Genomic DNA, 23,726 nt, shown 5'->3' with positions numbered 1-23,726 from the left:
GGATGAACGGGATGGGCAACGAGGCGCGTTTGGACGACCTGAGGGCTAAGGTGGACGCAGGCGAGGTGGATACCGTGCTGGTCTGCATGGTCGACATGCAGGGGCGTTTGATGGGCAAGCGGTTTCATGCCGGGCATTTCGTGGCGGGCGCGTGGCAAGAGACCCATTGCTGCAACTACCTGCTGGCCACCGATCTTGAGATGGCCACCCCCGATGGCTATGCGGCCACCAGTTGGGAGCGGGGCTATGGCGACTATGTCATGAAGCCTGACCTCAGCACGCTGCGTCCGGTGCCGTGGCTGGAAGGCACAGAGATGGTGATGTGTGACGTGCTGGATCATCACACGCATGAAGAGGTGCCCCATGCGCCGCGCTCGATCCTGAAGAAACAAGTCAACCGCCTGAAGGCCCTGGGCTATGACGCCATGTGCGCCACCGAGCTGGAGTTCTTTCTGTTCGAAAAGAGCTTTGACCAGATCCGCAAGGAAGGCTTCCGCGATCTCGAGCCGATCTCGGGCTACAACGAAGACTATCACATCCTGCAGACCACCAAGGAAGAGCACGTGATGCGCCCGATCCGCAATCATCTGTGGAATGCGGGTATTCCGGTCGAGAATTCAAAGGGCGAAGCCGAAACCGGGCAGGAAGAACTGAACATCAAATACGCGCCCGCGATGGAGACGGCCGAGTATCACTCGATCGCCAAAAACGCGGTGAAAGAGATCGCCTGGCAGCATGGTCACGCCGCGACCTTCCTGCCGAAATGGCACCATGACAAGGTGGGCAGTTCCTCGCACGTGCATCAGTCGCTGTGGAAGGACGGGCAACCGGCGTTTTACGACAAGTCGGATGAGCTGGGCATGTCGACACTGATGAAAAGCTATATGGCCGGGCTGCTGAAATACGCCCCCGACTACACCTATTTCATGGCGCCCTATATCAACAGCTATAAGCGTTTCATGAAGGGCACCTTTGCGCCGACGCGGATCATCTGGTCTGTGGATAACCGTACGGCGGGCTTCCGTCTGTGCGGCGACGGGACAAAGGCCGTGCGGGTAGAATGCCGGATTCCGGGGTCGGACATGAACCCGTATCTGGCGATGGCCGGAATGCTGGCCGCCGGGATTGCCGGGATTGAAGAGGGGCTGGAGTTGCAGCCAGCGGCCACGGGAGACGTTTATCAGGGCGAGACCGGCATGATCCCGGGTACGCTGAAGGATGCACGCAACGCAATGCACGGATCAGAGATGCTGCGCGCGGCGATGGGGGATGAGGTGGTCGATCACTACGCGCGAGCGGCAGAGGTCGAGATCGAGGAGTTCGAACGCGTGGTAACGGATTGGGAAATCGCTCGCGGGTTCGAGCGGGCGTAACAGACGGCATGTGAGGACAAACTCACATGCTTATCAGAGCTACTGAAAGAAGAAGCAGGGCGCAGACGCCCTCTATGTGGAGTTGATGGCATGAGCCAGACACTGAAATGCATCTCGCCGATCGATGGGTCGGTTTATGCGGAACGTGAAGTTCTGTCGCGTGAGGCTGCGTTTGAAGCCGCAGGCCGCGCACGGGTGGCACAAGCCGAATGGGCGGCGCGCCCGTTGTATGAGCGGATTGATCTTGTGATGGCGGGCGTGGCTGCTGTTGGGGCCATGAATGATGAGATCGTGCCCGAGCTGGCGCAGATGATGGGGCGGCCGGTGCGCTATGGCGGTGAGTTTGGCGGCTTCAACGAGCGCGCCAGCCATATGGCCGAGATTGCCGAGGCTTCGCTGGCCGATATCGCGGTGGGTGAGGATGAGACCTTCAAACGCTATATCAAGCGCATCCCGCATGGGGTCGTGTTTGTCGTGGCGCCTTGGAATTACCCCTACATGACCGCAATCAATACGGTGGCCCCGGCGCTGATTGCAGGGAATACAGTGATCCTGAAACATGCCACACAGACCCTGTTGGTGGGTGAGCGCATGGCGCAGGCCTTCCATTCGGCGGGTGTGCCAGAAGACGTGTTCCAGAACGTGTTCCTGAGCCACGATGTGACAAATGACCTGATCGCAGGCAATGCGTTTGACTTCGTGAACTTCACCGGTTCGGTCGGCGGCGGTCAGGCGATGGAGCGCGCTGCGGCAGGCACCTTTACCGGTGTTGGGACCGAGTTGGGCGGCAAGGACCCCGGCTATGTCATGGAAGACGCCGATCTGGACGCGGCGGTAGATACGCTGATCGATGGCGCCATGTTCAACTCGGGCCAGTGCTGCTGTGGGATCGAGCGGATTTACGTGCATGAAAGCCTCTATGACGATTTCGTCGCCAAAGCGGTTAAAATCGTGAAAGGATACAAGCTGGGCAACCCGCTGGACGCTGAGACGACGATCGGACCTATGGCCAATGTGCGATTTGCCGATGAGGTGCGGGCTCAGGTTTCCGAGGCTGTCGCCGCCGGAGCCGTAGCCCATATAGATACCTTCGCCGAGGATGATGGCGGTGCTTACCTGACGCCGCAGATTCTGACCAATGTCACTCACGATATGCGGGTAATGCGGGATGAGAGCTTTGGTCCGGTGGTCGGCATCATGAAAGTGTCCTCGGACGAAGAAGCCATCGCACTGATGAATGACAGCGAGTTCGGCCTGACCGCCAGCCTGTGGACGCGCGATGTGGACCGCGCGGCGCGGGTCGGGGACCAGATCGAGACCGGCACCGTGTTCATGAACCGGGCCGATTATCTCGATCCTGGCCTGTGCTGGACCGGTTGTAAGAATACCGGTCGCGGCGGGGGCCTTTCGGTCATCGGCTATCACAACCTGACACGTCCCAAATCCTACCACCTGAAAAAGGTCACGGGCTAAGGGCAGCGGCCTGCTCTGGACTGACCCCCTCGCCAGAGCAGGCCTGAAATTACAAAGGAAACCTGAAATGACACTTGTTGGAAACTGGTCCTATCCGACCGCGATTAAATTCGGGGCAGGGCGTATCAAGGAACTGCCCGAGGCCTGCGTGGCCGCCGGGATGAAGCGTCCGCTGCTGGTCACGGACAAGGGTCTGGCCGATCTGCCGATCACTACGGCTACACTGGACATCATGGAGGCCGCCGGCCTGGGTCGAGGATTGTTCAGCGATGTGGACCCGAACCCGAATGAAAAGAACCTCGATGCGGGTGTCGCGGCCTATAAGGCGGGTGGCCATGACGGTGTTATCGCGTTCGGCGGTGGCTCAGGGCTGGATTTGGGCAAGATGGTCGCTTTCATGGCCGGTCAGACGCGCCCTGTTTGGGATTTCGAGGATATTGGCGATTGGTGGACCCGAGCGGACGCCGATGCCATTGCCCCGATTATCGCGGTGCCGACCACCGCCGGCACCGGGTCCGAGGTGGGCCGCGCCAGCGTCATCACCAATTCCGAGACGCACGCCAAAAAGATCATCTTCCACCCCAAGGTTCTGCCGACCGTGGTGATCTGCGATCCGGAACTGACCGTGGGGATGCCCAAATTCATCACCGCAGGCACCGGTCTGGATGCCTTCGCGCATTGCGTCGAGGCGTTCTCCAGCCCGCATTACCACCCAATGAGCCAGGGCATCGCGCTGGAGGGGATGCGTTTGGTCATGGAGTACCTGCCGCGTGCCTATGCAGACGGAACCGACATCGAAGCGCGCGCCCAGATGATGAGCGCGGCGGCAATGGGCGCGACCGCCTTCCAGAAAGGCCTCGGCGCGATCCACGCCATGAGCCACCCCGTCGGTGCGCATTTCAACACCCATCACGGCACCACAAACGCGGTCTGTATGCCCTCGGTGCTGGATTTCAACGCGCCCGCCATCGCGGACCGGTTTCAATCCGCAGCCGCTTATCTGAACATTAACGGCGGCTTCGACGGCTTCCGCGCCTTTGTGCAGGAGCTCAATGACTCCTTGGGCATCCCGCGCAAACTGTCCGATCTGGGCGTGACCGAGGCGTCGATCCCCGAACTGGTCAAAGGCGCGATCATCGACCCGTCCTGCGGCGGCAACCCGATCGAACTGACCGAAGACAACCTGACCACGCTGTTCAAAGCCGCGCTGTAACGGGCTTGCCGAACGTATCCCTCACCTCTCATACTGATCAGAGGTGAGGGAGATTTTTATGACCAAAGAGATTGTACTGATCCACGGGGCCTTTGCCGGACCGTGGTGTATGGAAGATTACGCAGGCTTCTTCCGCGACCGCGGCTGGACGGTGCACACCCCGGCGCTGCGTTATCACGGCGGCGATCCCAAGGCCGAACCCGATCCCGGCCTGACCGATACCAGCGTCATGGACTACGCCAATGACATCGCCGAATTCGTGCAGGGGCTGGACAGCAAACCGGTTCTGCTCGGCCACGCCATTGCAGGAGTGGTGGCGCAGCAGGTGGCCTCGCGCGGGTTGGCCAGCGCCATCGTTCTGATCAACCCGAACGCCGCCTGGGGGACGTTACCGGAAACCGATGACGAACGCGCCATTCCCCGCGCGCTGATGGAGGGCGGGGCGTTCTGGAAACAGCCCATGCGGGTCGAGTTCGACCTGATGGCCCCCTTTGCGCTCAACAAGATGCCCGAGGCGCAGCAGCACGCGGTGTTCGACCGGCTGGGTGCCGAAAGCGGGCGGGTGATGTTCGAGATGTTCTTCTGGATGTTCGACGACCACCACGCGATGAAGGTCGACATCGACAAGGTCGACTGCCCGGTTCTTGTCGTCTCAGGCACTGAGGACCGGGCCGTGAACCCCAACACCTGCCGTGCATTGGCAGATCTGTACGCAGACCGCGCGACCTTCATGCCCGTTAAAGACCACGCGCATTTTCTGTTCATGGAGCCCGGTTGGGAAAAGCCCGCCGCACAGATCGCGGACTGGCTGGAGGGTAAGGTGGGCTAAAGCGCCCACCCTAAGCGGTCAGTTGTTGGTCGAAAACGTGCTTTGCGGTTTCCATTTCAGGGTGCCGTCGCTTTCGCGATGACAGCGCAGCAGACGTTCCTGAATGGTGCTGACCGTAGTGGTGACGGTGTTGTCGCCCACCAGCAAAACAAAGGCGTCCTCGGAATAGGCCATGCCCTTGTAATAGCAGAACTTGGTCTCGGCCCCATCCGGAATGGGCGATGCAAAGCTGAGCGTTTGCTGCGCAGGGGCTTGTGTGGCCAGCAGGGCAAAGGCCAGCCCGAGGGTTAATGTTTTCATGTTGTCCTCCCGTTCGAATATCTGTTGGTCTTATTCGGTCTTGGACGCTCGGAACCTCAAATGTCGTTCTTGAATGACGGTTTGAGAGTAAGTGTGAACGAGATCAACGGGTTAGGCAAGGGGGGTATTGTGTGTGAGAACTTGTGCTCGACCGTGAAACGTCTACAGGGCTTTGAGGATGTTCTCCAAAAAAACTATAGCGTTTTCGTTGTAGATCACAGGAGTCGCATTCGAAACCAAGCCGGTCGCATTGTACTTTTCTTCTTGTTGACGGTTTCTAAAATTATACTTCGAATAGCGTTCGTCACCTTTTAGGCCGTTTTCGTTGATAGCTTTCCAAACGTTAGTTTGCTTTACGCCCGGTATCAGTTTCTGAATCCTCTTCCAAACATCCAGCGCGCTATATGGGTATTTCTCAAATATGTCCCGCTCGACTTCTTTTTCGATCTCAATGGCATTTACCGGGACCACATCACCAATAAGTTTGAGTGTTGCAGCGCCTTCTTTTTCATCAAAGTCGCCTTCTCTAATGAACTGAAGTTTTTTCGCCAAATCAGTATCGATAACGAGTGGTTTCCCCATATTTTTCGACATTACATCAGTTGTATTCACTACAAGTGCATTTTGGGGGCCAGTTGTTCCAATTTGCTCAACGCGCTCAATCCAAGCTTTATTGTTTGCGTTGATGCGGTCGCCAATAATTGCTTGTAGTTCAGCAGAAAGAATTCTTTGCGTGCGACCGCCATAACGATAGTAAATATCGCCATTTTTTAGTGTTTGGTTTTTTCCCTCATCTGCAAGCGATATGACTGGTTTGGTTTTGGCTTCATAGATCTTAAATGCGCCGAATTTTTTACCGTCAATTTTTATACTTACAGCGTCCCACCGAATTTCCGACGAAAATAATTTTCCAAGAAACCCCGTGATTTTTTCAGGATCAACACTGTCGAATGCTGCGGCAGACTTTTCAGAAAGGCCGGAAAGCTCACGGGGTGCGTCTTTGACGCCGAAGACCAAAAATCCGCCTCGATTGTTCGCAAAAGCGGCGAAGTCACGGAAATAGTCCGCTAGCCCAGCAAGATTAAATTGCTCTTTGAACTCTAGGCTGCGTCCTTCTCGGTGAAAAAGCTTTCCGTTTTTTATTCGGAGTAGTTCAAGAAGTTCTTCGTCAATCAAATATCTTTCCTTCAAATTCTAATAGTCAAACATCCAACTCCTCAACAAACCGCGCGTTCTCCTGAATGTATTGGAACCGCAGTTCGGGTTTTTTGCCCATCAGTCGCTCGACCAGGTCGCCGGTCTCGCCGGGTTCGTCCTCGTCGATGGTGACCCGGATCAATTTCCGGGACGCGGGGTCCATCGTGGTCTCTTTCAGGTCCTTGGCGTCCATTTCGCCCAGACCCTTGAAGCGGGACACGTCAATCTTGCCCTTGCCGCCCAGACCTTTTTCCAACCACTCGTCACGCTCGGCCTCGTCAAGGCAATAGACGCGCTTGGCGCCTTGGGTCAGGCGGTAGAGGGGCGGGCAGGCGAGGTAGAGGTGCCCCGCGTCGATCATCGGGCGCATCTGGGTGAAGAAGAACGTCATCAGCAGCGAGGCGATATGCGCCCCGTCCACATCCGCGTCGGTCATGATGATGACCTTGTCATAGCGCAGGTCGTCCACGTTGAACTTGGTGCCAAGGCCGACACCCAGCGCCTGGGTCAGGTCGTTGATCTCGGCATTGGTGCCCAGTTTTGAGCTGGCCGCGCCCAGCACGTTCAGGATCTTGCCGCGCAGGGGCAGCAGCGCCTGTGTTTTGCGGTCGCGGCCCATCTTGGCGGACCCACCCGCCGAGTCGCCCTCGACGATGAATAATTCGGTGCCGTCGCGTGTTGAACTACTACAGTCCACCAGCTTGCCGGGAAGACGAAGTTTCTTAGTGGCGGACTTGCGTTGTGTTTCCTTCTCGGCCCTACGGCGCAGGCGTTCCTCGGCCCGCAGGATGAGGAAGTCGAGGATCGCGCCGGCGGATTTCGTGTCCGCGGCCAGCCAGTTGTCGAAATGGTCGCGGACCGAATTTTCGACCAGCCGCTGCGCTTCGACCGTGGCTAGGCGGTCTTTGGTCTGGCCGACGAATTCCGGTTCGCTGATGAAACACGACACAAGCGCGCAGCCGCCGGTGATCAGGTCGTCACGGGTGATTTGACCGGCTTTTCTGTTGTTGATCAATTCCCCGTAGGCTTTGATCCCCTTCAGGACCGCGGACCAGAACCCCGCGACATGGGTGCCGCCTTCGGGGGTGGGGACGGTGTTACAGTAGGACTGGATGAACCCATCGCGCGAAGGCGTCCAGTTGATCGCCCATTCGACCTTGCCGGGCGTTCCGAATTTCTCGTTGAAATCCACGGTGCCAGCAAAGGGCTGCTCGGCATAGGTGGACGAGCCGTTCATCGTCTCTTTCAGGTAGTCCGACAGGCCGCCGGGGAAGTGAAAGCTGGCCTCGGTCGGGGTTTCGCCGTCGTCGATATGGGATTTCCAGCGGATTTCAACGCCCGAGAACAGGTAAGCCTTGGAGCGGATCGACTTGAACAGCCGCGCCGGTTTGAACCGGTGGTGGCCGAATATTTCCTCGTCCGCGTGGAAGGTGACCGTGGTGCCGCGCCGGTTGGGGGCCGCGCCGATTTTCTCGACCGGGCCCAAGGGAACACCGCGCGAGAAGCGCTGTTCGAACAGCGTCTTGTCGCGCGCCACCTGCACGACCATCGAATCCGACAGCGCGTTCACCACCGAAGCGCCGACGCCGTGCAGACCGCCCGAAGTCTGGTAAGCCTTGCCCGAGAATTTACCGCCCGCGTGCAGGGTGCACAGGATCACTTCCAGCGCCGATTTGTCCGGGAACTTTGGGTGGGGATCAATCGGAATGCCGCGCCCGTTGTCACGCACAGTCAGGGCGTAATCTGCGTGCAGCTCGACCTCGATCCGGTTGGCGTGACCCGCGACCGCTTCGTCCATCGAGTTGTCGAGGATTTCAGCCACCATATGGTGCAGCGCGCGCTCATCGGTGCCGCCGATATACATACCGGGGCGTTTTCGGACCGGTTCCAGCCCTTCAAGCACCTCAATCGAGGAGGCGTCGTAGGTGGCGGTCGCGCTGGGCGTCAACAGATCGTCGGGCATCGGTGCTGCTCTTGTTTTTAGGTTGGGGTCCATTATGGCAGGTGATGTGGTCCGGGGGAAGAGGGGCGCGAGGTGTTGTGGACAACTGCGATCCACACAGGGCACCACGCGCCCGGATATTATTGCTTCTCGGGCGAATACATAATGTCGGTGCGCATTACATATTTTTGGCCCGACAGGACCGGATCGCCCCGATGCATGATCGGGTGATAAAACAACAGGGCTGCCCCTTTTTTTGGCGTTACACAGAAGTCGGGGAAAGAGCGACCAGCATAGATGTCGCAAAACGAGGTGCCGCCACCTTCGAATCCATCGTTCAGATAGACCATGAAGGTGAACAAGCTGCGCTCACCATTGGGTCGCTCGAAGTACCCGTCCTGATGCCAGTCAAACATTTGCCCGACGTCATAGCGGTAGAACCGAAGGCGTTCGTTCAGCCCCACGGCTGCCCGCTTTCGAAAGCTAAGCGGCGCGAATGTTTGTACGCTTTGCCACAAGGCTTGTGCTGTTTCTGCGTCATCGCGGATCAGGCGATCGTTGTTTCGAATGTCCGGACAGCGGGTGGCACCGTTCACGCCATTGATCAGTGCGGGCTCAAATCCTGCAGTTTCGATATCCGCGATCCAGCGATCACAGATCTCGGCGGATAGAAAATTTTCTATTTCATAGACATAGTCATTGAGCAGTTCGTTAATCTGCATGGTAGTCACCTAGTGCTTTACCCCGCCTTCAAGGCAGGGGTATTGGACAAAATCGGGGATGAGATGTCGCCGGAAAAATAGGCGGCGCGGTCAGTCTGAACAGTCAGGCAAAGACCGCGTGTGCGTCACAAAAGGACGGCGTCGTCAGATACAAATCCATCATCGATCGAACCTCCTTATTGCGTTTTAGATTTGTGACAGACTGACTTAGTAGGTGACGGTCACCTGAATTGTCAAAGATTTATTGCGGTTTTTCAGCGGTCAGACGCACGCCGCCAATGCGGTGTTGCTGCACGTCGCCGACAAATTTCGCATACATCTTCAGGAATTCATCCCCCTTGGAAGGGTTGCCCGCGCGTTCCGCCTCGGCGTCCAGAGTCTGATACATACTGAGCCGCCGCGCCAGAATATCACCCCAGGGTCCGGTTATGTCGTCGGACGAGATAATTTCGAATCCGGCTTGTTGCAGCTTGGATTCGTATTCGGGAATGCTCAGCAAAGAGTGGCAGGCAAAACGTTGACGGTATTGCTCCATCTCATCGTTGGGCAAAGGTGTATGCATCACCCAGTCGGTAAAGGCAAAACGGCCGCCGGGGCGCAGAACGCGAAACACCTCGTGCAGCGCTTTCGGTTTGTCGGGGACGTGCAGGAAGGATTCCTGACTGACGGCGGCGTCGAACTGTTCATCGTCGAAGGGCAGGTCCATCGCGCTGGCCAGAACAGGGTGAATTTGGTCCTGAAGTCCGACCAACGTATTCAACTCTTGCGCGCCGTCGACACGGTTGGGGCTGATGTCGACACCAGTCACCTGAACGCCGCGCTCGGATACGTACCAGCGCGCAGGGCCGCACAGCCCGGCGCAGACATCCAGAACGCTGTCTCCGGCGTTCATATGGGCCTTGTCGGCAAGCCGGGCGTTCGCCTCGAGCCCGTCATAGTGATCCTGGTCATAGGGGTAGAGGTCCTGCGGGGTCAAACCCTCGAGCGACCCACGGAGGTTCTTCAACTTGGTCAGAATATGCGGTGCAGAAATCGGGTGACTTGCGTACCAGTCCGCGACAGTTTTTTCCGCCAATTCCATTAGATACTCCCCCTTGCCTTATGTGAGCTTAGCCTGACATGGTTGGCCAATCCAGTTTCGTCTTGCCGTGATGCGGGCGTAACCGGTGTGAGGGCGACGCGACAAAAAGAGGGGAAACCGCATGAGCTGGATCAAGACTGTTCCATTCGACCAGGCCAGCGGCAAGCTGCGAAAGCTCTATGAGCGGGTCACGGGGCCGAACAACAACGTCGACAACATCATGATGGCGCATTCGCTGCGACCGCATTCGATGGAAGGCCACATGGCGCTGTACAAGAACGTCCTGCACCACTCGGCCAACAAGGTGCCAAAGTGGTTTCTTGAAGTGCTGGGCGTCTGGGTCAGTTCGCTGAACCAGTGCAGCTATTGTGTTGAACATCATTTCAACGGGCTGCAACGCTTGCTGAAGGACCCGGATCGGGGACACGCCATCCGCGCCGCGATTGAGGCGGAAACGCTGAGCACCGCTCCGTTGGACGAGGCTCAGATTGCTGCGATGACCTATGCGCGCAAGCTGACCGAGTCTCCGGCGGAAATGGTCAAGGCAGATGTCCAGGCCCTGCGGGATGCTGGCTGGGATGACGGTGAAATCCTCGAGATCAATCAGGTTTGCGCCTATTTCGCTTATGCGAACCGGACGGTTCTTGGGTTGGGATGCTCGACCGAGGGCGACATTCTGGGCTTGTCACCGAACAACTCGGACGACCCCGAGGATTGGGGGCATACCTAAGCAGTCAGTCCCTGACCCATTCCAGAATGGCCTGTGCAACGGCCTTGGTTTTTTGGTGATGCAGCCAGTGGTCGGTGTCTGGGACTTCGATGCGGGTCAGGTTGGGCGCGAATTCTTCCAACCCCGCGGTGGCCTCGGGCAGCAGGGCTTTGTCATCCGGTCCCCACAGCAACAGGTGCGGACAGCGGACCATCAGGCGCTCCAGCGGCAACTCGGGCAGATCAGTGCGCGGCTCCCCAGGCTTGGCGACGACCAGAGGGGAGGCGCGGTACCAGTTCAACATCGCCTCAAGCCGACCGGGGCGCGCCCATTCGGTGCGATAGTCCTGCATACGGTCGTCGGACAGCCAATCGACTCCCATGCCGAAGCGAAAGAACTGTTCGAGCCTTGCGAAATTGTCAGCCGAGAAACGCGCTGCAGCATCCGGCGCACGCAGGGCGTTGATGTACTGTGACGCCTCGGATTGCGCCCCTCCGATGGCCATAGCGCGTTGAAACGGCACCGGGTGGACACCGTTTGCGATGATCAGGCTGCTGACCAGGTCAGGGCGGAACATGGCCAGCCCATAGGCCACCGACGCGCCCCAGTCGTGACCCAGAACGTAGATCGGGGTTCCAACCTGTTCGATCAGTGCCGCCATGTCCGAGACCAGTTGAGAGACTGTGTAATTCCCTACGCCCTTCGGGCACCAGCTTTGCCCATAGCCGCGCTGGTCCGGCGCGATGCAATGAAAATGGTTGGCCAGATGCGGGGCCAGATCGCTCCAGGCGCCGCCATATTCAGGGAAGCCGTGCAACATCAGCAGGGGTTGCAGGTCGGGCTTGCCCCAGCGCCGCAAAAAGAAGGACTGGCCGTTCAGGTCGATGATCTCTGTGTGCATTTTGACCTTCCTTCTTACCCTCAAATAGATGGGTTTTTCAGGCATCAAATTGACACCAATCAAAGCGAAAAACTGCGTCTTCTGCTAGCCGTGTCCACGGATAGTGAGAAAAGGAAAAACTGAATGGAAGCTGCGGTAAAAATAGAAGAAAAACAATCCCCCGTCAAAATTGTTCCGACCCCAAAACCCGAGCCTTCTCAGCCCAGTCCCGAAAGAATTCGGCAGGCGTTCGAGAGCGGAAAATACCCCTATGGCCGCAAGATGGCGCGCAGCGCATATGAGGCGCAAAAGGCCCAGTTGCAGGCGGAATTGCTGAAGGTTCAGCTGTGGGCGCAAGAGACCGGTCAGCGGTTCGTTCTGTTGTTCGAAGGCCGTGATGCCGCAGGCAAGGGTGGTACGATCAAACGGTTCATGGAACACCTGAACCCCCGTCAGGCGCGCGTCGTGGCGTTGAACAAACCGACCTGGGAAGAGAAGGGCCAGTGGTACTACCAACGCTATATTCAAGAGCTTCCGACGGTTGGCGAAATGGTGTTCTACGACCGGTCGTGGTACAACCGCGCAGGCGTTGAACGGGTCATGGGTTTTTGTTCGCCCAACGAATACCTTGAGTTCATGCGCCAGACGCCCGAACTGGAACGGATGCTGGTCCGTTCGGGCATTCAGCTTTACAAATACTGGTTCTCGGTGACGCAGACCGAACAGCAGCGCCGGTTCAAAAGTCGCGAGACCGACCCGCTGAAACAGTGGAAGCTGTCGCCGATCGACAAGGCCAGCCTCGACAAATGGGACGACTACACCGAGGCGAAAGAGGCGATGTTCTTCTACACCGACACCGCCGATGCGCCCTGGACCATCGTCAAGTCGAACGACAAGAAACGCGCTCGCCTGAACTGTATGCGCCATTTCCTGTCGACGCTGGACTATCCCGACAAGGATCATGATATCGTGGGGCAACCTGATCCTCTGATCGTGGGGCAGGCCCATCACGTGATCCATAGGTCCGAGCATATTCTGGGCAATACCTTGCACCCGGAAACGTAATGGGCGGCTAAGCCAACTGGCCGCGCACAGATAGTCTCAACCTGAAATTTCACTCATCCCCTCTTGTCCCGGCCTTTGGCCGGGCATAAGGCTGATGGGATGAATAAGGTGATGACATATCGCGGCCACTTCCGGGCGATTGCTGTGCTGGGCTTTCCGCTGATCGGTGGGCACCTGGCGCAGTTCGCGATCGGCCTTACCGACACGATCATGCTGGGCTGGTACGGGGTCGAGGCGCTGGCTGCTGTGACGCTGGCCAGCAGCTATTATTTTGTGCTGTTCCTGTTCGGGGCCGGGTTTGGCTGGGCGGTGATGCCCATGGTGGCCACAGCCGCCGCCGAAGAAGATGAGACCAGCATTCGCCGCTCGACCCGGATGGGGCTGTGGCTGTCGTTGATTTATGCGACACTGGTGATGCCGCTGTTGTGGTGGTCTCAGCCCATCCTGATCGCCTTGAAGCAAGACCCGCAAGTTGCTGAAACTGCTTCGGAATACTTGCGCGTTGCGGGCTGGGGGCTGTTCCCGGCGCTGATCGTGATGGTGTTGAAATCCTATCTGGCCGCGCTTGAGCGGACCCAGATTGTACTGTGGATCACCGTCGTTGCTGCGGTGGTGAATGCGCTGACGAACTATGCGCTGATCTTCGGCAATTGGGGCGCGCCTGAGCTGGGCGTGATGGGGGCGGCCATCGCCTCGGTGGTGACGCAGATCGTGTCGCTGGTCTTTGTGGTGATCTACGCGGTGCGGGTGCTGCCAGAACACAGCCTGTTCCAACGCTTCTGGCGCCCGGATTGGGAGTTCTTTTTCAGCGTCCTGCGCCTTGGTGTGCCCATCGGTCTGACCACGCTGGCCGAGGTCAGTCTGTTTGCCATGTCGGCCATCATGATGGGATGGTTGGGGCAGGTCCCACTGGCGGCGCATGGGATCGCGCTGAACCTGGCCTCGGCCACGTTCATGGTGCATCTGGGTCTGTCTAATGCGGCGACGATCCGGGCGGGGAATGCCCTGGGGCGCAAAGACCGCGCGCATCTTGAAAAGGGTGCCATCGCGGTGACAGGCATGTCTTTGGTCATGTCGGTGCTGACGGTCATCCTGTTCCTGACCTGCGCCGAGCCGCTGATTTCACTGTTCATGGAATCCGATGATCCGCAGCGCCCGCAGATCCTGGCCATAGGCACCGGGCTTCTGGCCATGGCCGCGCTGTTCCAGTTGGTGGACGGGGCGCAGGTGATTGCGCTGGGCCTGCTGCGCGGGTTGCAGGACGCAAAGATACCGATGGTGATGGCCGGGCTCAGCTATTGGGTCGTGGGGATACCGGCCTCGTATTACTTCGGCTTCGTGCAGGGCATGGACGGGATCGGCATCTGGCTGGGCCTCGTGCTGGGCCTTGCCTGCGCCGCCGTTTTGCTGATGGCACGGTTCTGGATGCGGTCGGTTCGCGCGGTTGGCGTTCCGGCGGAATAACTGTCTGATCAACCCCTGTTCAGCCGATCCGCCTTTTTGCGCACCAAAACGGTGCGCAGATCGTGCATCGCCAGCAGCAAACGGTCGGTGACATCCTCGAGCTGTTCTTCCGTCGCCTTGGACTGCGCCCATTGCGTTGTCAGGTTCATGTAGTCGACCGCGCGGTGAATGTCGTCGATATCGCGCTGTGCCAGCAGGGCTTTGCGGTCTTCCATCCAACGCGCGATTTCGGTCTGATCGGCCTCGGTCAGAATGCGCTGGCCTTGCGGTTTCACTTCGCCGTTACGGATGTTGATGACGGCGATCTGATCCATCTCGATCCGCTGCTGGCGGTTTTCGGTGTCGATCCTGAAAACCGCCGCGCCGTTCTCGCGGATACGGAAATAATACTCGGGAAGTTCTGCGGTCATCAGAGGTCTCCGGCTCAGGTCAGGGACGCGCAGAAGCGCTGGATGCGGGTGCAGGCCTCGGACAGAGCCTCGTCCGAGGTCGCGTAGCTGACCCGGAAGTTCGGCGACAGGCCAAAGGCTGCGCCGAAGACGACGGCCACGTCGGCCTCTTCAAGCAGGGCGGTGGCAAATGCCTCATCCGAGTCGATCACTGTGCCCGCCGGGGTGGTCTTGCCGATCAGCCCTGCAATCGAGGGGTAGACATAGAACGCGCCTTCGGGCGTGGGGCAGGTGATGTCGTCGATCTCGTTCAGCATGTTCACTACCAGATCGCGGCGACGTTTGAAGGTCTCGTTGTTCGGGGCCAGAAACGCCTGAGTGCCGTTCAGCGCCTCAACCGCGGCCCATTGGCTGACCGAGCAGGGGTTCGAGGTCGACTGCGATTGGACCTTGCGCATCGCGGAGATGATCTCGACTGGGCCCGCGGCATATCCAATCCGCCAGCCGGTCATGGCATAAGCTTTAGAGACGCCATTGCAGGTCAGCGTGCGGTCATAGAGGCCAGGTTCGACTTCGGCGGGGGTACAGAACTCGAACCCGTCATAGGCCAGGTGCTCATACATGTCGTCGGACATGATCCAGACATGCGGGTGACGCATCAGCACATCCGTCAGCGCCTTCAACTCGTCGCGACTATAGCCCGCGCCGGTCGGGTTGGACGGAGAGTTGAAGATGAACCATTTGGTCTTCGGCGTGATCGCGGCCTCAAGCTGCTCTGCGGTCAGCTTGAAATTGTTCTCCAGCGTTGTCTCGACAACAACTGGCGTGCCGCCTGCCAGCAGCACCATGTCCGGGTAGCTGACCCAGTAGGGCGCGGGGATGATGACCTCATCACCGTCGTTCATCGTCGCCATCAGTGCGTTGTAGAGCGTCTGCTTGCCACCGGTCCCTACCGAGATCTGCGCGGGCGTGTAGTCCAGCCCGTGGTCGCGTTTCATCTTGGCGCAAGCGGCCTGTTTCAGCTCGGGGATGCCGTCAGACGCGGTGTATTTTGTCTTGCCCGCCGCGATGGCCGCAACGGCGGCATCCTTGATGTTTTGCGGTGTGTCGAAATCGGGCTCACCCGCGCTCAGACCAATCACGTCGCGACCGGCGGCTTTCAGCTCAGCCGCTTTTGCTGTCATCGCAATGGTCGGAGAGGGTTTTACGCGTGACAGTGTCGCAGACAGGAAACTCATGGTCGACCTCGGTTTGTATGTTCAACCTGACTGTCATAGGGTGCGCCCGAATGACGATCAAGCCGTATGAAAATTTGAATTAGGAGACCCCGATGAGCGACGAAACTGACTGGTATGGAGCAGACGCAGCAACATTCGGGGACAGGCTGGCAGGCGCGCGTGAGGCTGCAGGGATGACACAGTCCCAGCTGGCCCGGCGTCTGGGGGTCAAAAAGGCAACAATTGCGGCTTGGGAAAATGATCTGTCTGAGCCGCGCGCCAACCGGTTGTCGATGATGGCGGGTATGATCAACGTCTCGATCATGTGGCTGCTGACGGGCGAAGGCGAAGGTATGGAAGCCCCTGCCGAAGAAGGCAAGGGCGACCTGGAACTGGCTGACGCAGTGGCCGAGCTGCGCGCCATCCGGGGTGAGATGCGCGCAAGCGCCGAACGGGCTGCACGTCTTGAAAAGCGATTGCGGTTGATGTTGGAGCAGGCCCAGTGACGGAAACAAGAGAGGTTCGCATCAAGCGTATGCAGATGCGGTCAATGCGGCGCGGGATCAAAGAGATGGACTTGATCCTGTCTGCCTATGCCGCGCGCAACCTTGAACAGATGGATACGGCCGGTCTGGATCTGTACGACGCCATGCTGCGGGAAAACGATCAGGACCTCTATCAGTGGGTCACTGGTCAGGTTCAACCGCCCGGTGTTTTTGCCGACCTCATCGCGGATATCGCGCAGACTTTTCAAAAATAAAGAAAATCCGGCTTAACCGATTTTTCGGGATTTCGATTCATGCTGCCTGAAACAGCGCGACTGAATCGGAGGATCGGATGAGTATGGAAATGCAGGTCTCCGCGCCGGAAACCAAGGGGTTTATGACCAGCTATCTCGAGGCGCTCGCTTTGGTCGAGCGGCTGCACCGTCTGCTGCTGGACGTCATCAAGGATGAGTTCGAGCGTGTCGGGGTGTTGGAGATCAACGCTGTTCAGGCCCTACTGCTGTTCAATATCGGCGACCATGAGGTGACGGCGGGTGAACTTAAAAGCCGCGGCTACTATCAGGGCAGCAATGTCAGCTACAACCTCAAGAAGCTTGTCGAAATGGGCTATATGCACCACCAGCGATGTGAGATCGACAGACGCTCAGTCCGGGTGCGATTGACGCCGCGAGGGCGGGAAATCCGCGATATCGTGTCCACGCTTTTCCTGCGCCATGCCGAAGGGTTACAGACCCGTGGTGTGCTGGGGTTGGAGGGGATTGACGACATCACCACCTCACTGCGCCGGGTCGAGCGGTATTGGACCGACCAGATCCGGTATATCTACTGATCAGGGGCGCGGAGAGTTGGGCACGGCTACGATCGGCACGCTTGTGGCGGCATCCTGCAACGCGCCGATTTGCAACCCCGTCAATTCCCGTTCCAGTTTGCGCCGCATTGCACGCTCGAAATCTTCGAACCCCTGCGCGATTTCGAGAAAGGCACCGGGCCCGTGCAGGACGTTGTTCAGGAAAAAGGGGATCAGGTACAGTTCGCCCTCGAAATCGGCGGCATTGATGACCAGCCCGTTGACCACCGTATTCTGAAAAGGAAAGTGTCGATAGGCCGAAGCAGGTTGGTAACCGTCGTTGTTTGTGCCGTCCCCGGACAGGTCAATGGTCTGAAACAAACAAGGCGGGGCCTGCTGCATCAGAGTTGCACCGAAGGCCAACGCATACCCCATCGCCGTCGCCGAGCCACTGTCCGACCGGATCGATTGCTGTACGGTCGCTGCCGCCGCCAGCAGGTCGGCCTGCGTGTTGATCATCGTCCAGTTCAGAATGACGCGCTGCGTGGATCGACCGCTCCATTCGTATACGGCCAGCGCCACCGGCATGGGCGAGGAAAAGAACGCCTCGGCCACCTCGGGCGCGACCAGCGCGGCGGCCAGCCCCTGTCTCTGCAGGGCATCCTCGGTTGCGTCCACCGAGCTTGAGATATCCATGGCCAAAGCCAGGGCCAGACGGCAGGTTTCGGCCCGAAGCGGGCTGGCCAATTCGGCCAGCCCCAGTGCTGTCAGCCAGCGGATCACCAGTGGCCGGTGCTTTCCATGCTGGCCCAAGGCTCAGCCGGTTCCAGCGCGTCGCCGTTTTGCAGCAACTCGACCGAGATATTGTCGGGAGACCGCACAAACGCCATGCGGCCATCACGCGGCGGGCGGTTGATCACGATGCCATTGTCTTGCAGGTGTTGGCAGGTTTCGTAGATGTTATCGACACCGTAGGCCAAGTGCCCGAAATGGCGGCTGTCGCTGGGCAGCGTGTCGTCTCCGTCCCAGTTGTGAGTCAGTTCGATGGGCCGATCCTCTTGCCCGGGAGGCGCCATGAAGATCAGCGAAAAGCGCCCATCTTCGCTGTCGTAGCGGCGGGTTTCCTTCAGGCCCAGCAGCTCATAAAACGCCATCGACTTCTCCAGATCCTTCACGCGGACCATGGTGTGAAGATATGTCAGCCCCATGTGTGGCTTCCTTTCTGTTCAGATGATGCGCAGCAGCTTAGCGCGCGGTTTACGCAAGTCGAGGGGCAGCAGGGACACAATTTGGAAATTGCGGAAATGGGCGCATATATCGCGGTTCCGGTCGGAGAGTTGCCGAGATATAGTAGTGGGCGACTCATTGCTGGAAAGGAACTTTCATGCCGCTGTCCTCTGACCAACTGGCCGAGATCGAAGCGCAAAGGGCGCAATCGCATCAAACTCGCCGCGTTGTGGCTGCGGGTATGGAAGAGCATCTGTATACCGCGCATCAGGTGCTGGACCACGGCTTTGTCCGTGTGATCGACTATATGGGCGATGACGCGGCGATCTGCCAGGCAGCGCGGGTGTCCTACGGCAAAGGCACCAAATCTGTGCAGAACGATGAAGGCCTGATCCGCTATCTGATGCGCCACTGGCACTCGACCCCGTTCGAAATGTGCGAAATCAAGCTGCACGTCAAACTGCCTGTGTTCGTGGCGCGGCAATGGATCCGCCACCGCACGGCAAATGTGAACGAATACTCGGCCCGCTATTCGATCCTGGACCGTGAATTCTATATCCCCGCGCCCGACCACGTCGCTGCGCAGTCCGAGGTGAACAATCAAGGCCGGGGCGATGCCCTGCAAGGCGAAGAGGCCGCGCGTGTTCTTGAAATGCTCAAGGCCGACAGCGCGCGGTGCTATGACAATTACGAGGCGATGATCAGTCAGGATGGTCAGCAGGGGCTGGCCCGCGAACTGGCGCGGATGAACCTGCCCGCAAACATCTATACGCAGTGGTACTGGAAGGTTGATCTGCACAACCTGTTCCATTTCTTGCGCCTGCGCGCCGATCCGCATGCTCAATACGAAATCCGGGTCTATGCCGACACCATGTGCAAGATCGTCGCCGATTGGGTGCCCTTCGCCTACAAAGCGTTTGAGGATTACCGCCTGGGTGCTGTGAATCTGTCGGCGCAGATGGTCGACAGCCTGCGTCGGATGCTGTCGGGTGAGACGGTCACGCAAGAGAACTCGGGCATGACCGCGCGGGAATGGCGCGAGTTCGAGGCCGTCATCCGCGAAGGTTGATCGCGCATAGCGTTTGTCTATACAGCGCGTCATGAAGTTGTTACATTCAACTCATGACGCTTTCTGCCTTAATCCAAACCACTTGCCTGTGCCTTGTGCTGGCACCGGCCGCGCAGGCCAAATCTCCGATTGCCGAGGTGATTTGCGAGCCGACAGACCGGATGCACGAAAAGCTTGAACGTCAGTTCGGCGCGGAACGTGCGGCGACCGGTATTCGCGGGCCGGAGCAACTGATGGAGGTCTGGACCAGCAAATCCGGTGACTGGACGATGGTGGTCACCTATGCGACCGGGACATCCTGCATCGTGGCGATGGGCGAAAACTGGTACACTCATGCCAAGGTCGACCCGGCGCGAGGGTAAGGTTCTCTAACCTTTGAAAAATGGTCAACGGCCGGTAATTGGCCGTTGGCCTGTTTTGATAACCCGCTGAACGCGGTTGTTTTACAGTGGCTTCAAATCAGCTGCCATTTGGCGGCCGTCGCGTCCGTCTTGCAGCTCGTACGAGACTTTCTGATTGTCAGCGAGCCCGGTCAGACCGGACCGTTCAACGGCCGAGATATGAACAAATACGTCCTTGCCGCCTTCATCGGGGGCAATAAACCCGTAGCCTTTCGTGGTATTAAACCATTTCACGGTGCCAGTTGGCATTTCCCGTGTCTCCTTCTACTTTCACGTTGTCCCACAAAATTGGTGGGGGCAGTGGTTGACGCCGCCGCAACACGTCACTGCATCGCCCACACGATACAGCCCGGATTGCGTGTTTCGTCTTTTTCAACATTGCATGGTGAAGTAAAAAATCAAGAATTACCGAAACAATCAGGCAAAATTGCTGAAATATGAACCAAATACAGGAGACCCCTGCAGATGCACCTTTATGGCCTGAAAACCTGTGATACGTGCCGCAAGGCTTTGAAATCACTTCCTAATGCCGAATTTATCGACGTTCGGGCCGACGGTGTGCCGGATTCGGTGCTTGCGCGGGCTTTTGACACCTTCGGCGAGGCTTTGCTCAACACCCGCTCGACAACCTGGCGTGGATTGGATGATGCAGAACGCGCGCGGCCACCGCTGGAGTTGCTTGCGGACAATCCGACTCTGATGAAAAGACCCCTGATCGAGCAAAACGGCACGCTGTATCTGGGCTGGAGTGCAGAAACGAAACAGGGGCTTGGCGTTGCTTAACCGGGTAACTATGTGAATTGACGCAAGTTAGAGGGTTTTGAATGCGCAACGCAGCTATGATTCTGGGCGTCATTGCCGGCCTGATCGGGATGATCGTAGGTTTTGTCGGCTATGGCTATGTCGAACTGATCGATACCTATGGGGAGATCGAAGGTTTGGCTGAACAGGTGGACAATGCGCAGGTCATACAGATGGTCTCGATCATCGCGCCGCTGCTGGCCATTGCCGGTGGCGCGATGGCCCATGCTCGGGCCTTGGTGGGGGGTGTGTTGTTGCTGATTTCAGCGGCCGGGATGTATTACGCCTTTGGTTTCAACGTGTTTACCATGTTCCCGGTAGCGTTTGCGGCCGTGGCGGGCCTGCTTGGGCTGGCCGCGGGAAAACCGGACGAGCCCAAGACACATTTTTAAATCACTTGATGCGCAGGATACGGTCCAGCGACAGGGGGCCTGCGCCGTTGATCACGATCACCAGCAGCAGGAAGCTCCACAGCGTCCGGTCGTCCAGCAAGCTCACGGCGTTGGTAAAGTAACTACCCAACTCGGTACCGTGCCCGTTGACGTCCACGATGGTCTGGACCCAGACAAAGGCGACCATGCCCAAAGCGGCAAACCGCGACAGCAGGCCGATCACGATCAGCGCGGGCAGCAAGAATTCCGCCCATGTCCCTGCGACCGCAATGGCCCAGTGACCGATGCCCAGTTGCGAGCTGTCATAGCTGACCGCTTCCATCGCTTTGGGGAAGATCTGGACGTAGGCACCGTCAGACGGGGACAGAAAGCCAAAGAAGCCGCTGCCCAGTTTGGTTTTTGCTGAGTTCCAGTAGTACACCAGCAATGTCGCCGCAAAGACCACCCGGGCCAGCGTTGGTGTCAACCAGCCGGCGGTCAATTCCAACCGTCCCAGGGTGTTGTTGTGCAATGAGATCAGGGCAGTCATGTCGCCAGCCTTTCGATAGTCACAGAGGTTATTGCGCCGCCCTGTAAAAGCAGCGCCAGAGTGGCCCCAAGGTCAAAATCGGGGAAATTGGTCGCGGTTTCTTCAAACGCGTCACCAATGGTTTGTCCGGCCTGAAGGCCCGCGATCCAATGCGCGCCGCCTGTGGGCAGCAGATGCGGGATCGGGTCATAGTCGGGCCGGGTGATCAGAACGACCTCGGGGCCGGGCGCGGGTTTGGGCGCGTCTTCTTCGGTGTTGAAGCGCCAGATCGAAAATATCGGCCAGTCCGAGGCCAGAACCTGCATCGACGGTGCAAAGCCCAGCCGGGCCCGCATGATATCTTCCGGAGGCACGGCCAGCGCGTCCGCCGGGGCGGGGCTGCTGTCGGCAGAATGGTAAGATCGGCGCAAGGCCAGTTCCAGTCGCGCGACGTCGGGCAGGTAGCCCAGATGGGCAAGTTGCTCCATTCCGGTCAGGAAATCCGGGAACGCCTCGCCATAGAACATCATCAGCGGGGAAGAGGGCGGGTGTTTGCGCAGGAATATACCTGCCAAACCATCCATGTTCTGTGACCCCAAAAGCTTGGTGATCACCGGAAAGGCCTGATGCATCGCCTCAGTCAGGGATACCGCCACGTTGTTGCGGTACACGCTGAACCGGCGCCCGGCGGGTTGTGCGGCGGCGTCCAGCAACCCTTCGGGTATGGTTGCCGACGGGTCCAGCAGCGCAGCGTGGAAGGTTGTTTGCGTAACGCTCATGCCGGAATGCGGTCCAGGGCCGCCTGTGCGCGGTCTGCTTCGGCCCGTAGAACGGGCCAGTCGGGGACGTCCGTGTCCCACTCAATCAGCACTGGTTTCGGACCCGAACGTTCCAGGACGTAATCCAGTAAGGCCCAGACCGGATCGACCACTTCGCGGCCGTGGCTGTCGATCAGCAGCGGGTGGCCGTTGTCGTCTTGGTCTTCGTCATGTCCGCCGAGGTGAATCTCGCCCACCTTGTCCAGCGGGTACGTGTCGATATAGCCCTGCGGTGAGAAATCCAGATTGGTGGCCGAGACAAAGACGTTGTTCACGTCCAGCAGTAGGCCGCAGCCCGTGCGACCCGCAATCTCGCGCAGAAAGTCCGGTTCGGACCATGTGCTTTCCTCGAAAGCCAGATAGCTGGAGGGGTTTTCCAGCAGCATCTGCCGTCCAACGGTTTCCTGAACCTGATCGATATGCTCACAGACGCGATCCAGCGTTGTATCAGTGTAGGGCAGGGGCAGCAGGTCGTTCAGGAAATGGCTGTCATGGGTGGACCAGGCCAGATGTTCGGAAAAGCTGGCGGGGTTGAGCCAGCCGACCAGATGTTTCAGACGGGCCAGATGATCTGCATCCAGCGGGCCCTCGCCGCCGATCGACAGGCCGACACCGTGGACGGAAATCGGGAATTGTTCGGACAGGTGGCGCAGCTGTGCAATAGGACGGCCACCGTCACCCATGTAGTTTTCGGCGTGAATCTCAAGCCACGCGACCGGATTTGCGTATTCCATAATCTGCGCAAAGTGCTGGGGCTTGTAGCCGACGCCCGGCGCGGCAGGCAGATTGTTCGGTCTGGTCGTATGGTCCAACATGGGCAGGCTCTCCGATCACGAAAAAGAGGCGGGCGATATGGCCCGCCCCTTCGAGTTTTGAAAGCTTGGGCTTATGCCGGCAGGTCGCGGTCCAGCGGTTCCAGCGAACCCTTGCGGTTGTCCGGCAGTTCGATATCGGCGCAGGTGCCCGCGTCGACCAGGGTCCATGCGTTGCCCTGATAGTCCACGGTCGAGGTGCCCGCGCAGGTGGTGCCGGGGCCGGCGGCACAGTCATTCTGACCGGCCAGCGATACGCCATAGCATTTCTCTTTGGCTTGTGCGGTGGCAGTGGTTGCGGCGCCCGAAACGGCGGCTGCGACTGCGCTTGCGATAACCAGGGTTTTTGCGGTGTTCGACATCTCGGTAATCCCTTTTGATGACTGCGTATGTCTGCTTGTGACAATGACAAAGGTAGTGCTTGCCGGGCTGCAGTTGAATTCACGAGCCCGTGTCTCACAACCCCGTCAGGACATGACATGCCCCCTTGAAGGTTAACAAACTGTTTTTGAAATGAAAAATGGTAATTGTTTCAATCCGGCCCCAAAATC

General features: G+C 58.5%; 29 protein-coding genes. 14 read left to right on the top strand and 15 right to left on the bottom strand.

Features of this window, described 5'->3' with window-relative positions; all coding sequences use genetic code 11:
* Positions 1–11: 11 nt before the first annotated feature.
* From GOX63_RS05175 to GOX63_RS05160, 4 genes are all read left to right on the top strand, one after another.
* Entirely contained in the window at positions 12–1,373 is a 1,362-nt protein-coding gene (locus GOX63_RS05175) for a glutamine synthetase family protein (protein ID WP_170325413.1), read from the top strand.
* A gap of 90 nt (positions 1,374–1,463) precedes the next feature.
* On the top strand, positions 1,464–2,846 hold the full coding sequence (locus GOX63_RS05170; RefSeq protein ID WP_170325412.1) for an aldehyde dehydrogenase family protein: 1,383 nt from the start codon (positions 1,464–1,466) through the stop codon (positions 2,844–2,846).
* A gap of 67 nt (positions 2,847–2,913) precedes the next feature.
* Positions 2,914–4,059: an iron-containing alcohol dehydrogenase gene (locus GOX63_RS05165; protein WP_170544970.1), complete on the top strand. Its 1,146-nt coding sequence runs from the start codon at positions 2,914–2,916 to the stop codon at positions 4,057–4,059.
* Between the two features lie 58 nt (positions 4,060–4,117).
* A complete protein-coding gene (locus GOX63_RS05160) occupies positions 4,118–4,888 on the top strand; it encodes an alpha/beta hydrolase (protein ID WP_170325410.1) in 771 nt (256 codons plus the stop codon).
* An 18-nt stretch (positions 4,889–4,906) separates the two neighbouring features.
* Here GOX63_RS05160 and GOX63_RS05155 read toward each other — a convergent pair whose 3' ends face one another.
* The 5 genes from GOX63_RS05155 to GOX63_RS05135 form a co-directional block, all read right to left on the bottom strand.
* On the bottom strand, positions 4,907–5,188 hold the full coding sequence (locus GOX63_RS05155; RefSeq protein WP_170325409.1) for a hypothetical protein: 282 nt from the start codon (positions 5,186–5,188) through the stop codon (positions 4,907–4,909).
* A 162-nt stretch (positions 5,189–5,350) separates the two neighbouring features.
* Complete coding sequence (locus tag GOX63_RS05150) at positions 5,351–6,364, bottom strand: ATP-binding protein (protein ID WP_170544967.1); 1,014 nt, start codon at positions 6,362–6,364, stop codon at positions 5,351–5,353.
* A 25-nt stretch (positions 6,365–6,389) separates the two neighbouring features.
* Positions 6,390–8,348, bottom strand: coding sequence for a DNA topoisomerase IV subunit B (parE, locus tag GOX63_RS05145; protein WP_170325407.1), 1,959 nt, complete (start codon positions 8,346–8,348; stop codon positions 6,390–6,392).
* A gap of 119 nt (positions 8,349–8,467) precedes the next feature.
* Complete coding sequence (locus GOX63_RS05140; protein WP_170325406.1) at positions 8,468–9,049, bottom strand: 2OG-Fe(II) oxygenase; 582 nt, start codon at positions 9,047–9,049, stop codon at positions 8,468–8,470.
* A gap of 241 nt (positions 9,050–9,290) precedes the next feature.
* A complete protein-coding gene (locus tag GOX63_RS05135) occupies positions 9,291–10,130 on the bottom strand; it encodes a class I SAM-dependent methyltransferase (protein ID WP_170544964.1) in 840 nt (279 codons plus the stop codon).
* Between the two features lie 121 nt (positions 10,131–10,251).
* On the opposite strand from GOX63_RS05135, the gene GOX63_RS05130 reads away from it, so the two are divergent.
* On the top strand, positions 10,252–10,860 hold the full coding sequence (locus GOX63_RS05130) for a carboxymuconolactone decarboxylase family protein (RefSeq protein ID WP_170325404.1): 609 nt from the start codon (positions 10,252–10,254) through the stop codon (positions 10,858–10,860).
* Between the two features lie 4 nt (positions 10,861–10,864).
* Here the strand turns inward: GOX63_RS05130 and GOX63_RS05125 are convergent, their stop codons facing one another.
* Positions 10,865–11,740, bottom strand: coding sequence for an alpha/beta fold hydrolase (locus GOX63_RS05125; RefSeq protein ID WP_170325403.1), 876 nt, complete (start codon positions 11,738–11,740; stop codon positions 10,865–10,867).
* Between the two features lie 123 nt (positions 11,741–11,863).
* Here GOX63_RS05125 and ppk2 point away from each other — a divergent pair, with 123 nt between their 5' ends.
* Both ppk2 and GOX63_RS05115 read left to right on the top strand, forming a co-directional pair.
* Complete coding sequence (gene ppk2, locus GOX63_RS05120; RefSeq protein ID WP_170325402.1) at positions 11,864–12,784, top strand: polyphosphate kinase 2; 921 nt, start codon at positions 11,864–11,866, stop codon at positions 12,782–12,784.
* A gap of 99 nt (positions 12,785–12,883) precedes the next feature.
* Positions 12,884–14,248: an MATE family efflux transporter gene (locus GOX63_RS05115; RefSeq protein WP_170325401.1), complete on the top strand. Its 1,365-nt coding sequence runs from the start codon at positions 12,884–12,886 to the stop codon at positions 14,246–14,248.
* 8 nt (positions 14,249–14,256) lie between these two features.
* Here the strand turns inward: GOX63_RS05115 and GOX63_RS05110 are convergent, their stop codons facing one another.
* Entirely contained in the window at positions 14,257–14,658 is a 402-nt protein-coding gene (locus GOX63_RS05110; RefSeq protein WP_170325400.1) for a hypothetical protein, read from the bottom strand.
* A 14-nt stretch (positions 14,659–14,672) separates the two neighbouring features.
* Complete coding sequence (locus GOX63_RS05105) at positions 14,673–15,875, bottom strand: pyridoxal phosphate-dependent aminotransferase (RefSeq protein WP_170544961.1); 1,203 nt, start codon at positions 15,873–15,875, stop codon at positions 14,673–14,675.
* A gap of 92 nt (positions 15,876–15,967) precedes the next feature.
* Between GOX63_RS05105 and GOX63_RS05100 the strand changes: the two genes are divergently transcribed.
* From GOX63_RS05100 to GOX63_RS05090, 3 genes are all read left to right on the top strand, one after another.
* A complete protein-coding gene (locus GOX63_RS05100) occupies positions 15,968–16,360 on the top strand; it encodes a helix-turn-helix domain-containing protein (protein WP_170325398.1) in 393 nt (130 codons plus the stop codon).
* A complete protein-coding gene (locus GOX63_RS05095; protein WP_170325397.1) occupies positions 16,357–16,614 on the top strand; it encodes a succinate dehydrogenase assembly factor 2 in 258 nt (85 codons plus the stop codon). The genes GOX63_RS05100 and GOX63_RS05095 overlap by 4 nt, the downstream gene beginning before the upstream one ends.
* Positions 16,615–16,691: 77 nt before the next feature.
* Positions 16,692–17,189 carry a MarR family winged helix-turn-helix transcriptional regulator gene (locus tag GOX63_RS05090; protein ID WP_437436601.1) on the top strand — a complete coding sequence of 166 codons (498 nt, stop codon included), beginning with the start codon at positions 16,692–16,694 and terminating at the stop codon, positions 17,187–17,189.
* Here the strand turns inward: GOX63_RS05090 and GOX63_RS05085 are convergent, their stop codons facing one another.
* Positions 17,190–17,930: a DUF1194 domain-containing protein gene (locus GOX63_RS05085; protein ID WP_170325550.1), complete on the bottom strand. Its 741-nt coding sequence runs from the start codon at positions 17,928–17,930 to the stop codon at positions 17,190–17,192.
* The gene (locus GOX63_RS05080) at positions 17,927–18,355 is read right to left on the bottom strand and encodes a VOC family protein (protein WP_170325396.1); all 429 of its coding nucleotides are present in this window, start codon (positions 18,353–18,355) and stop codon (positions 17,927–17,929) included. The genes GOX63_RS05085 and GOX63_RS05080 overlap by 4 nt, the downstream gene beginning before the upstream one ends.
* A gap of 176 nt (positions 18,356–18,531) precedes the next feature.
* Here GOX63_RS05080 and thyX point away from each other — a divergent pair, with 176 nt between their 5' ends.
* Both thyX and GOX63_RS05070 read left to right on the top strand, forming a co-directional pair.
* Positions 18,532–19,443, top strand: coding sequence for an FAD-dependent thymidylate synthase (gene thyX / locus GOX63_RS05075; RefSeq protein ID WP_170325395.1), 912 nt, complete (start codon positions 18,532–18,534; stop codon positions 19,441–19,443).
* 53 nt (positions 19,444–19,496) lie between these two features.
* On the top strand, positions 19,497–19,805 hold the full coding sequence (locus GOX63_RS05070; RefSeq protein ID WP_170325394.1) for a hypothetical protein: 309 nt from the start codon (positions 19,497–19,499) through the stop codon (positions 19,803–19,805).
* A gap of 81 nt (positions 19,806–19,886) precedes the next feature.
* Here GOX63_RS05070 and GOX63_RS05065 read toward each other — a convergent pair whose 3' ends face one another.
* Entirely contained in the window at positions 19,887–20,093 is a 207-nt protein-coding gene (locus GOX63_RS05065) for a cold-shock protein (protein WP_008758035.1), read from the bottom strand.
* Between the two features lie 216 nt (positions 20,094–20,309).
* Here GOX63_RS05065 and GOX63_RS05060 point away from each other — a divergent pair, with 216 nt between their 5' ends.
* Both GOX63_RS05060 and GOX63_RS05055 read left to right on the top strand, forming a co-directional pair.
* The gene (locus tag GOX63_RS05060) at positions 20,310–20,627 is read left to right on the top strand and encodes an ArsC/Spx/MgsR family protein (protein ID WP_170544958.1); all 318 of its coding nucleotides are present in this window, start codon (positions 20,310–20,312) and stop codon (positions 20,625–20,627) included.
* 41 nt (positions 20,628–20,668) lie between these two features.
* The gene (locus GOX63_RS05055; protein WP_170544956.1) at positions 20,669–21,037 is read left to right on the top strand and encodes a hypothetical protein; all 369 of its coding nucleotides are present in this window, start codon (positions 20,669–20,671) and stop codon (positions 21,035–21,037) included.
* Position 21,038: 1 nt separating this feature from the next.
* On the opposite strand, the gene GOX63_RS05050 is transcribed toward GOX63_RS05055, so the two are convergent.
* From GOX63_RS05050 to GOX63_RS05035, 4 genes are all read right to left on the bottom strand, one after another.
* A complete protein-coding gene (locus tag GOX63_RS05050) occupies positions 21,039–21,566 on the bottom strand; it encodes a DoxX family protein (RefSeq protein ID WP_170325391.1) in 528 nt (175 codons plus the stop codon).
* Positions 21,563–22,324: an HvfC/BufC N-terminal domain-containing protein gene (locus tag GOX63_RS05045; RefSeq protein WP_170544954.1), complete on the bottom strand. Its 762-nt coding sequence runs from the start codon at positions 22,322–22,324 to the stop codon at positions 21,563–21,565. The genes GOX63_RS05050 and GOX63_RS05045 overlap by 4 nt, the downstream gene beginning before the upstream one ends.
* Entirely contained in the window at positions 22,321–23,178 is an 858-nt protein-coding gene (gene bufB, locus GOX63_RS05040; RefSeq protein ID WP_170544951.1) for an MNIO family bufferin maturase, read from the bottom strand. The genes GOX63_RS05045 and bufB overlap by 4 nt, the downstream gene beginning before the upstream one ends.
* 71 nt (positions 23,179–23,249) lie before the next feature.
* The gene (locus tag GOX63_RS05035) at positions 23,250–23,537 is read right to left on the bottom strand and encodes a BufA1 family periplasmic bufferin-type metallophore (RefSeq protein ID WP_170325388.1); all 288 of its coding nucleotides are present in this window, start codon (positions 23,535–23,537) and stop codon (positions 23,250–23,252) included.
* Between the last annotated feature and the right edge of the window lie 189 nt (positions 23,538–23,726).

The sequence above is a fragment of the Ruegeria arenilitoris genome, from assembly GCF_013031355.1.
Lineage (GTDB): Bacteria > Pseudomonadota > Alphaproteobacteria > Rhodobacterales > Rhodobacteraceae > Ruegeria > Ruegeria arenilitoris_C.
Note: the sequence above shows the minus strand (reverse complement) of the source record. Positions and strands in the feature narration are given on the sequence as shown.

What these genes read in the sequence shown, in the direction of transcription:
- GOX63_RS05035 (WP_170325388.1), bottom strand. Translation starts at nt 23,537, where the DNA reads ATGTCGAACACCGCAAAAACCCTGGTTATCGCAAGCGCAGTCGCAGCC.
- GOX63_RS05125 (WP_170325403.1), bottom strand. Translation starts at nt 11,740, where the DNA reads ATGCACACAGAGATCATCGACCTGAACGGCCAGTCCTTCTTTTTGCGG.
- bufB (WP_170544951.1), bottom strand. Translation starts at nt 23,178, where the DNA reads ATGTTGGACCATACGACCAGACCGAACAATCTGCCTGCCGCGCCGGGC.
- GOX63_RS05105 (WP_170544961.1), bottom strand. Translation starts at nt 15,875, where the DNA reads ATGAGTTTCCTGTCTGCGACACTGTCACGCGTAAAACCCTCTCCGACC.
- GOX63_RS05090 (WP_437436601.1), top strand. Translation starts at nt 16,692, where the DNA reads ATGAGTATGGAAATGCAGGTCTCCGCGCCGGAAACCAAGGGGTTTATG.
- GOX63_RS05060 (WP_170544958.1), top strand. Translation starts at nt 20,310, where the DNA reads ATGCACCTTTATGGCCTGAAAACCTGTGATACGTGCCGCAAGGCTTTG.
- GOX63_RS05050 (WP_170325391.1), bottom strand. Translation starts at nt 21,566, where the DNA reads ATGACTGCCCTGATCTCATTGCACAACAACACCCTGGGACGGTTGGAA.
- GOX63_RS05110 (WP_170325400.1), bottom strand. Translation starts at nt 14,658, where the DNA reads ATGACCGCAGAACTTCCCGAGTATTATTTCCGTATCCGCGAGAACGGC.
- GOX63_RS05135 (WP_170544964.1), bottom strand. Translation starts at nt 10,130, where the DNA reads ATGGAATTGGCGGAAAAAACTGTCGCGGACTGGTACGCAAGTCACCCG.
- parE (WP_170325407.1), bottom strand. Translation starts at nt 8,348, where the DNA reads ATGCCCGACGATCTGTTGACGCCCAGCGCGACCGCCACCTACGACGCC.
- GOX63_RS05140 (WP_170325406.1), bottom strand. Translation starts at nt 9,049, where the DNA reads ATGCAGATTAACGAACTGCTCAATGACTATGTCTATGAAATAGAAAAT.
- thyX (WP_170325395.1), top strand. Translation starts at nt 18,532, where the DNA reads ATGCCGCTGTCCTCTGACCAACTGGCCGAGATCGAAGCGCAAAGGGCG.
- GOX63_RS05100 (WP_170325398.1), top strand. Translation starts at nt 15,968, where the DNA reads ATGAGCGACGAAACTGACTGGTATGGAGCAGACGCAGCAACATTCGGG.
- GOX63_RS05115 (WP_170325401.1), top strand. Translation starts at nt 12,884, where the DNA reads ATGAATAAGGTGATGACATATCGCGGCCACTTCCGGGCGATTGCTGTG.
- GOX63_RS05045 (WP_170544954.1), bottom strand. Translation starts at nt 22,324, where the DNA reads ATGAGCGTTACGCAAACAACCTTCCACGCTGCGCTGCTGGACCCGTCG.
- GOX63_RS05055 (WP_170544956.1), top strand. Translation starts at nt 20,669, where the DNA reads ATGCGCAACGCAGCTATGATTCTGGGCGTCATTGCCGGCCTGATCGGG.
- GOX63_RS05160 (WP_170325410.1), top strand. Translation starts at nt 4,118, where the DNA reads ATGACCAAAGAGATTGTACTGATCCACGGGGCCTTTGCCGGACCGTGG.
- GOX63_RS05070 (WP_170325394.1), top strand. Translation starts at nt 19,497, where the DNA reads ATGACGCTTTCTGCCTTAATCCAAACCACTTGCCTGTGCCTTGTGCTG.
- GOX63_RS05080 (WP_170325396.1), bottom strand. Translation starts at nt 18,355, where the DNA reads ATGGGGCTGACATATCTTCACACCATGGTCCGCGTGAAGGATCTGGAG.
- ppk2 (WP_170325402.1), top strand. Translation starts at nt 11,864, where the DNA reads ATGGAAGCTGCGGTAAAAATAGAAGAAAAACAATCCCCCGTCAAAATT.
- GOX63_RS05175 (WP_170325413.1), top strand. Translation starts at nt 12, where the DNA reads ATGGGCAACGAGGCGCGTTTGGACGACCTGAGGGCTAAGGTGGACGCA.
- GOX63_RS05170 (WP_170325412.1), top strand. Translation starts at nt 1,464, where the DNA reads ATGAGCCAGACACTGAAATGCATCTCGCCGATCGATGGGTCGGTTTAT.
- GOX63_RS05130 (WP_170325404.1), top strand. Translation starts at nt 10,252, where the DNA reads ATGAGCTGGATCAAGACTGTTCCATTCGACCAGGCCAGCGGCAAGCTG.
- GOX63_RS05165 (WP_170544970.1), top strand. Translation starts at nt 2,914, where the DNA reads ATGACACTTGTTGGAAACTGGTCCTATCCGACCGCGATTAAATTCGGG.
- GOX63_RS05065 (WP_008758035.1), bottom strand. Translation starts at nt 20,093, where the DNA reads ATGCCAACTGGCACCGTGAAATGGTTTAATACCACGAAAGGCTACGGG.
- GOX63_RS05155 (WP_170325409.1), bottom strand. Translation starts at nt 5,188, where the DNA reads ATGAAAACATTAACCCTCGGGCTGGCCTTTGCCCTGCTGGCCACACAA.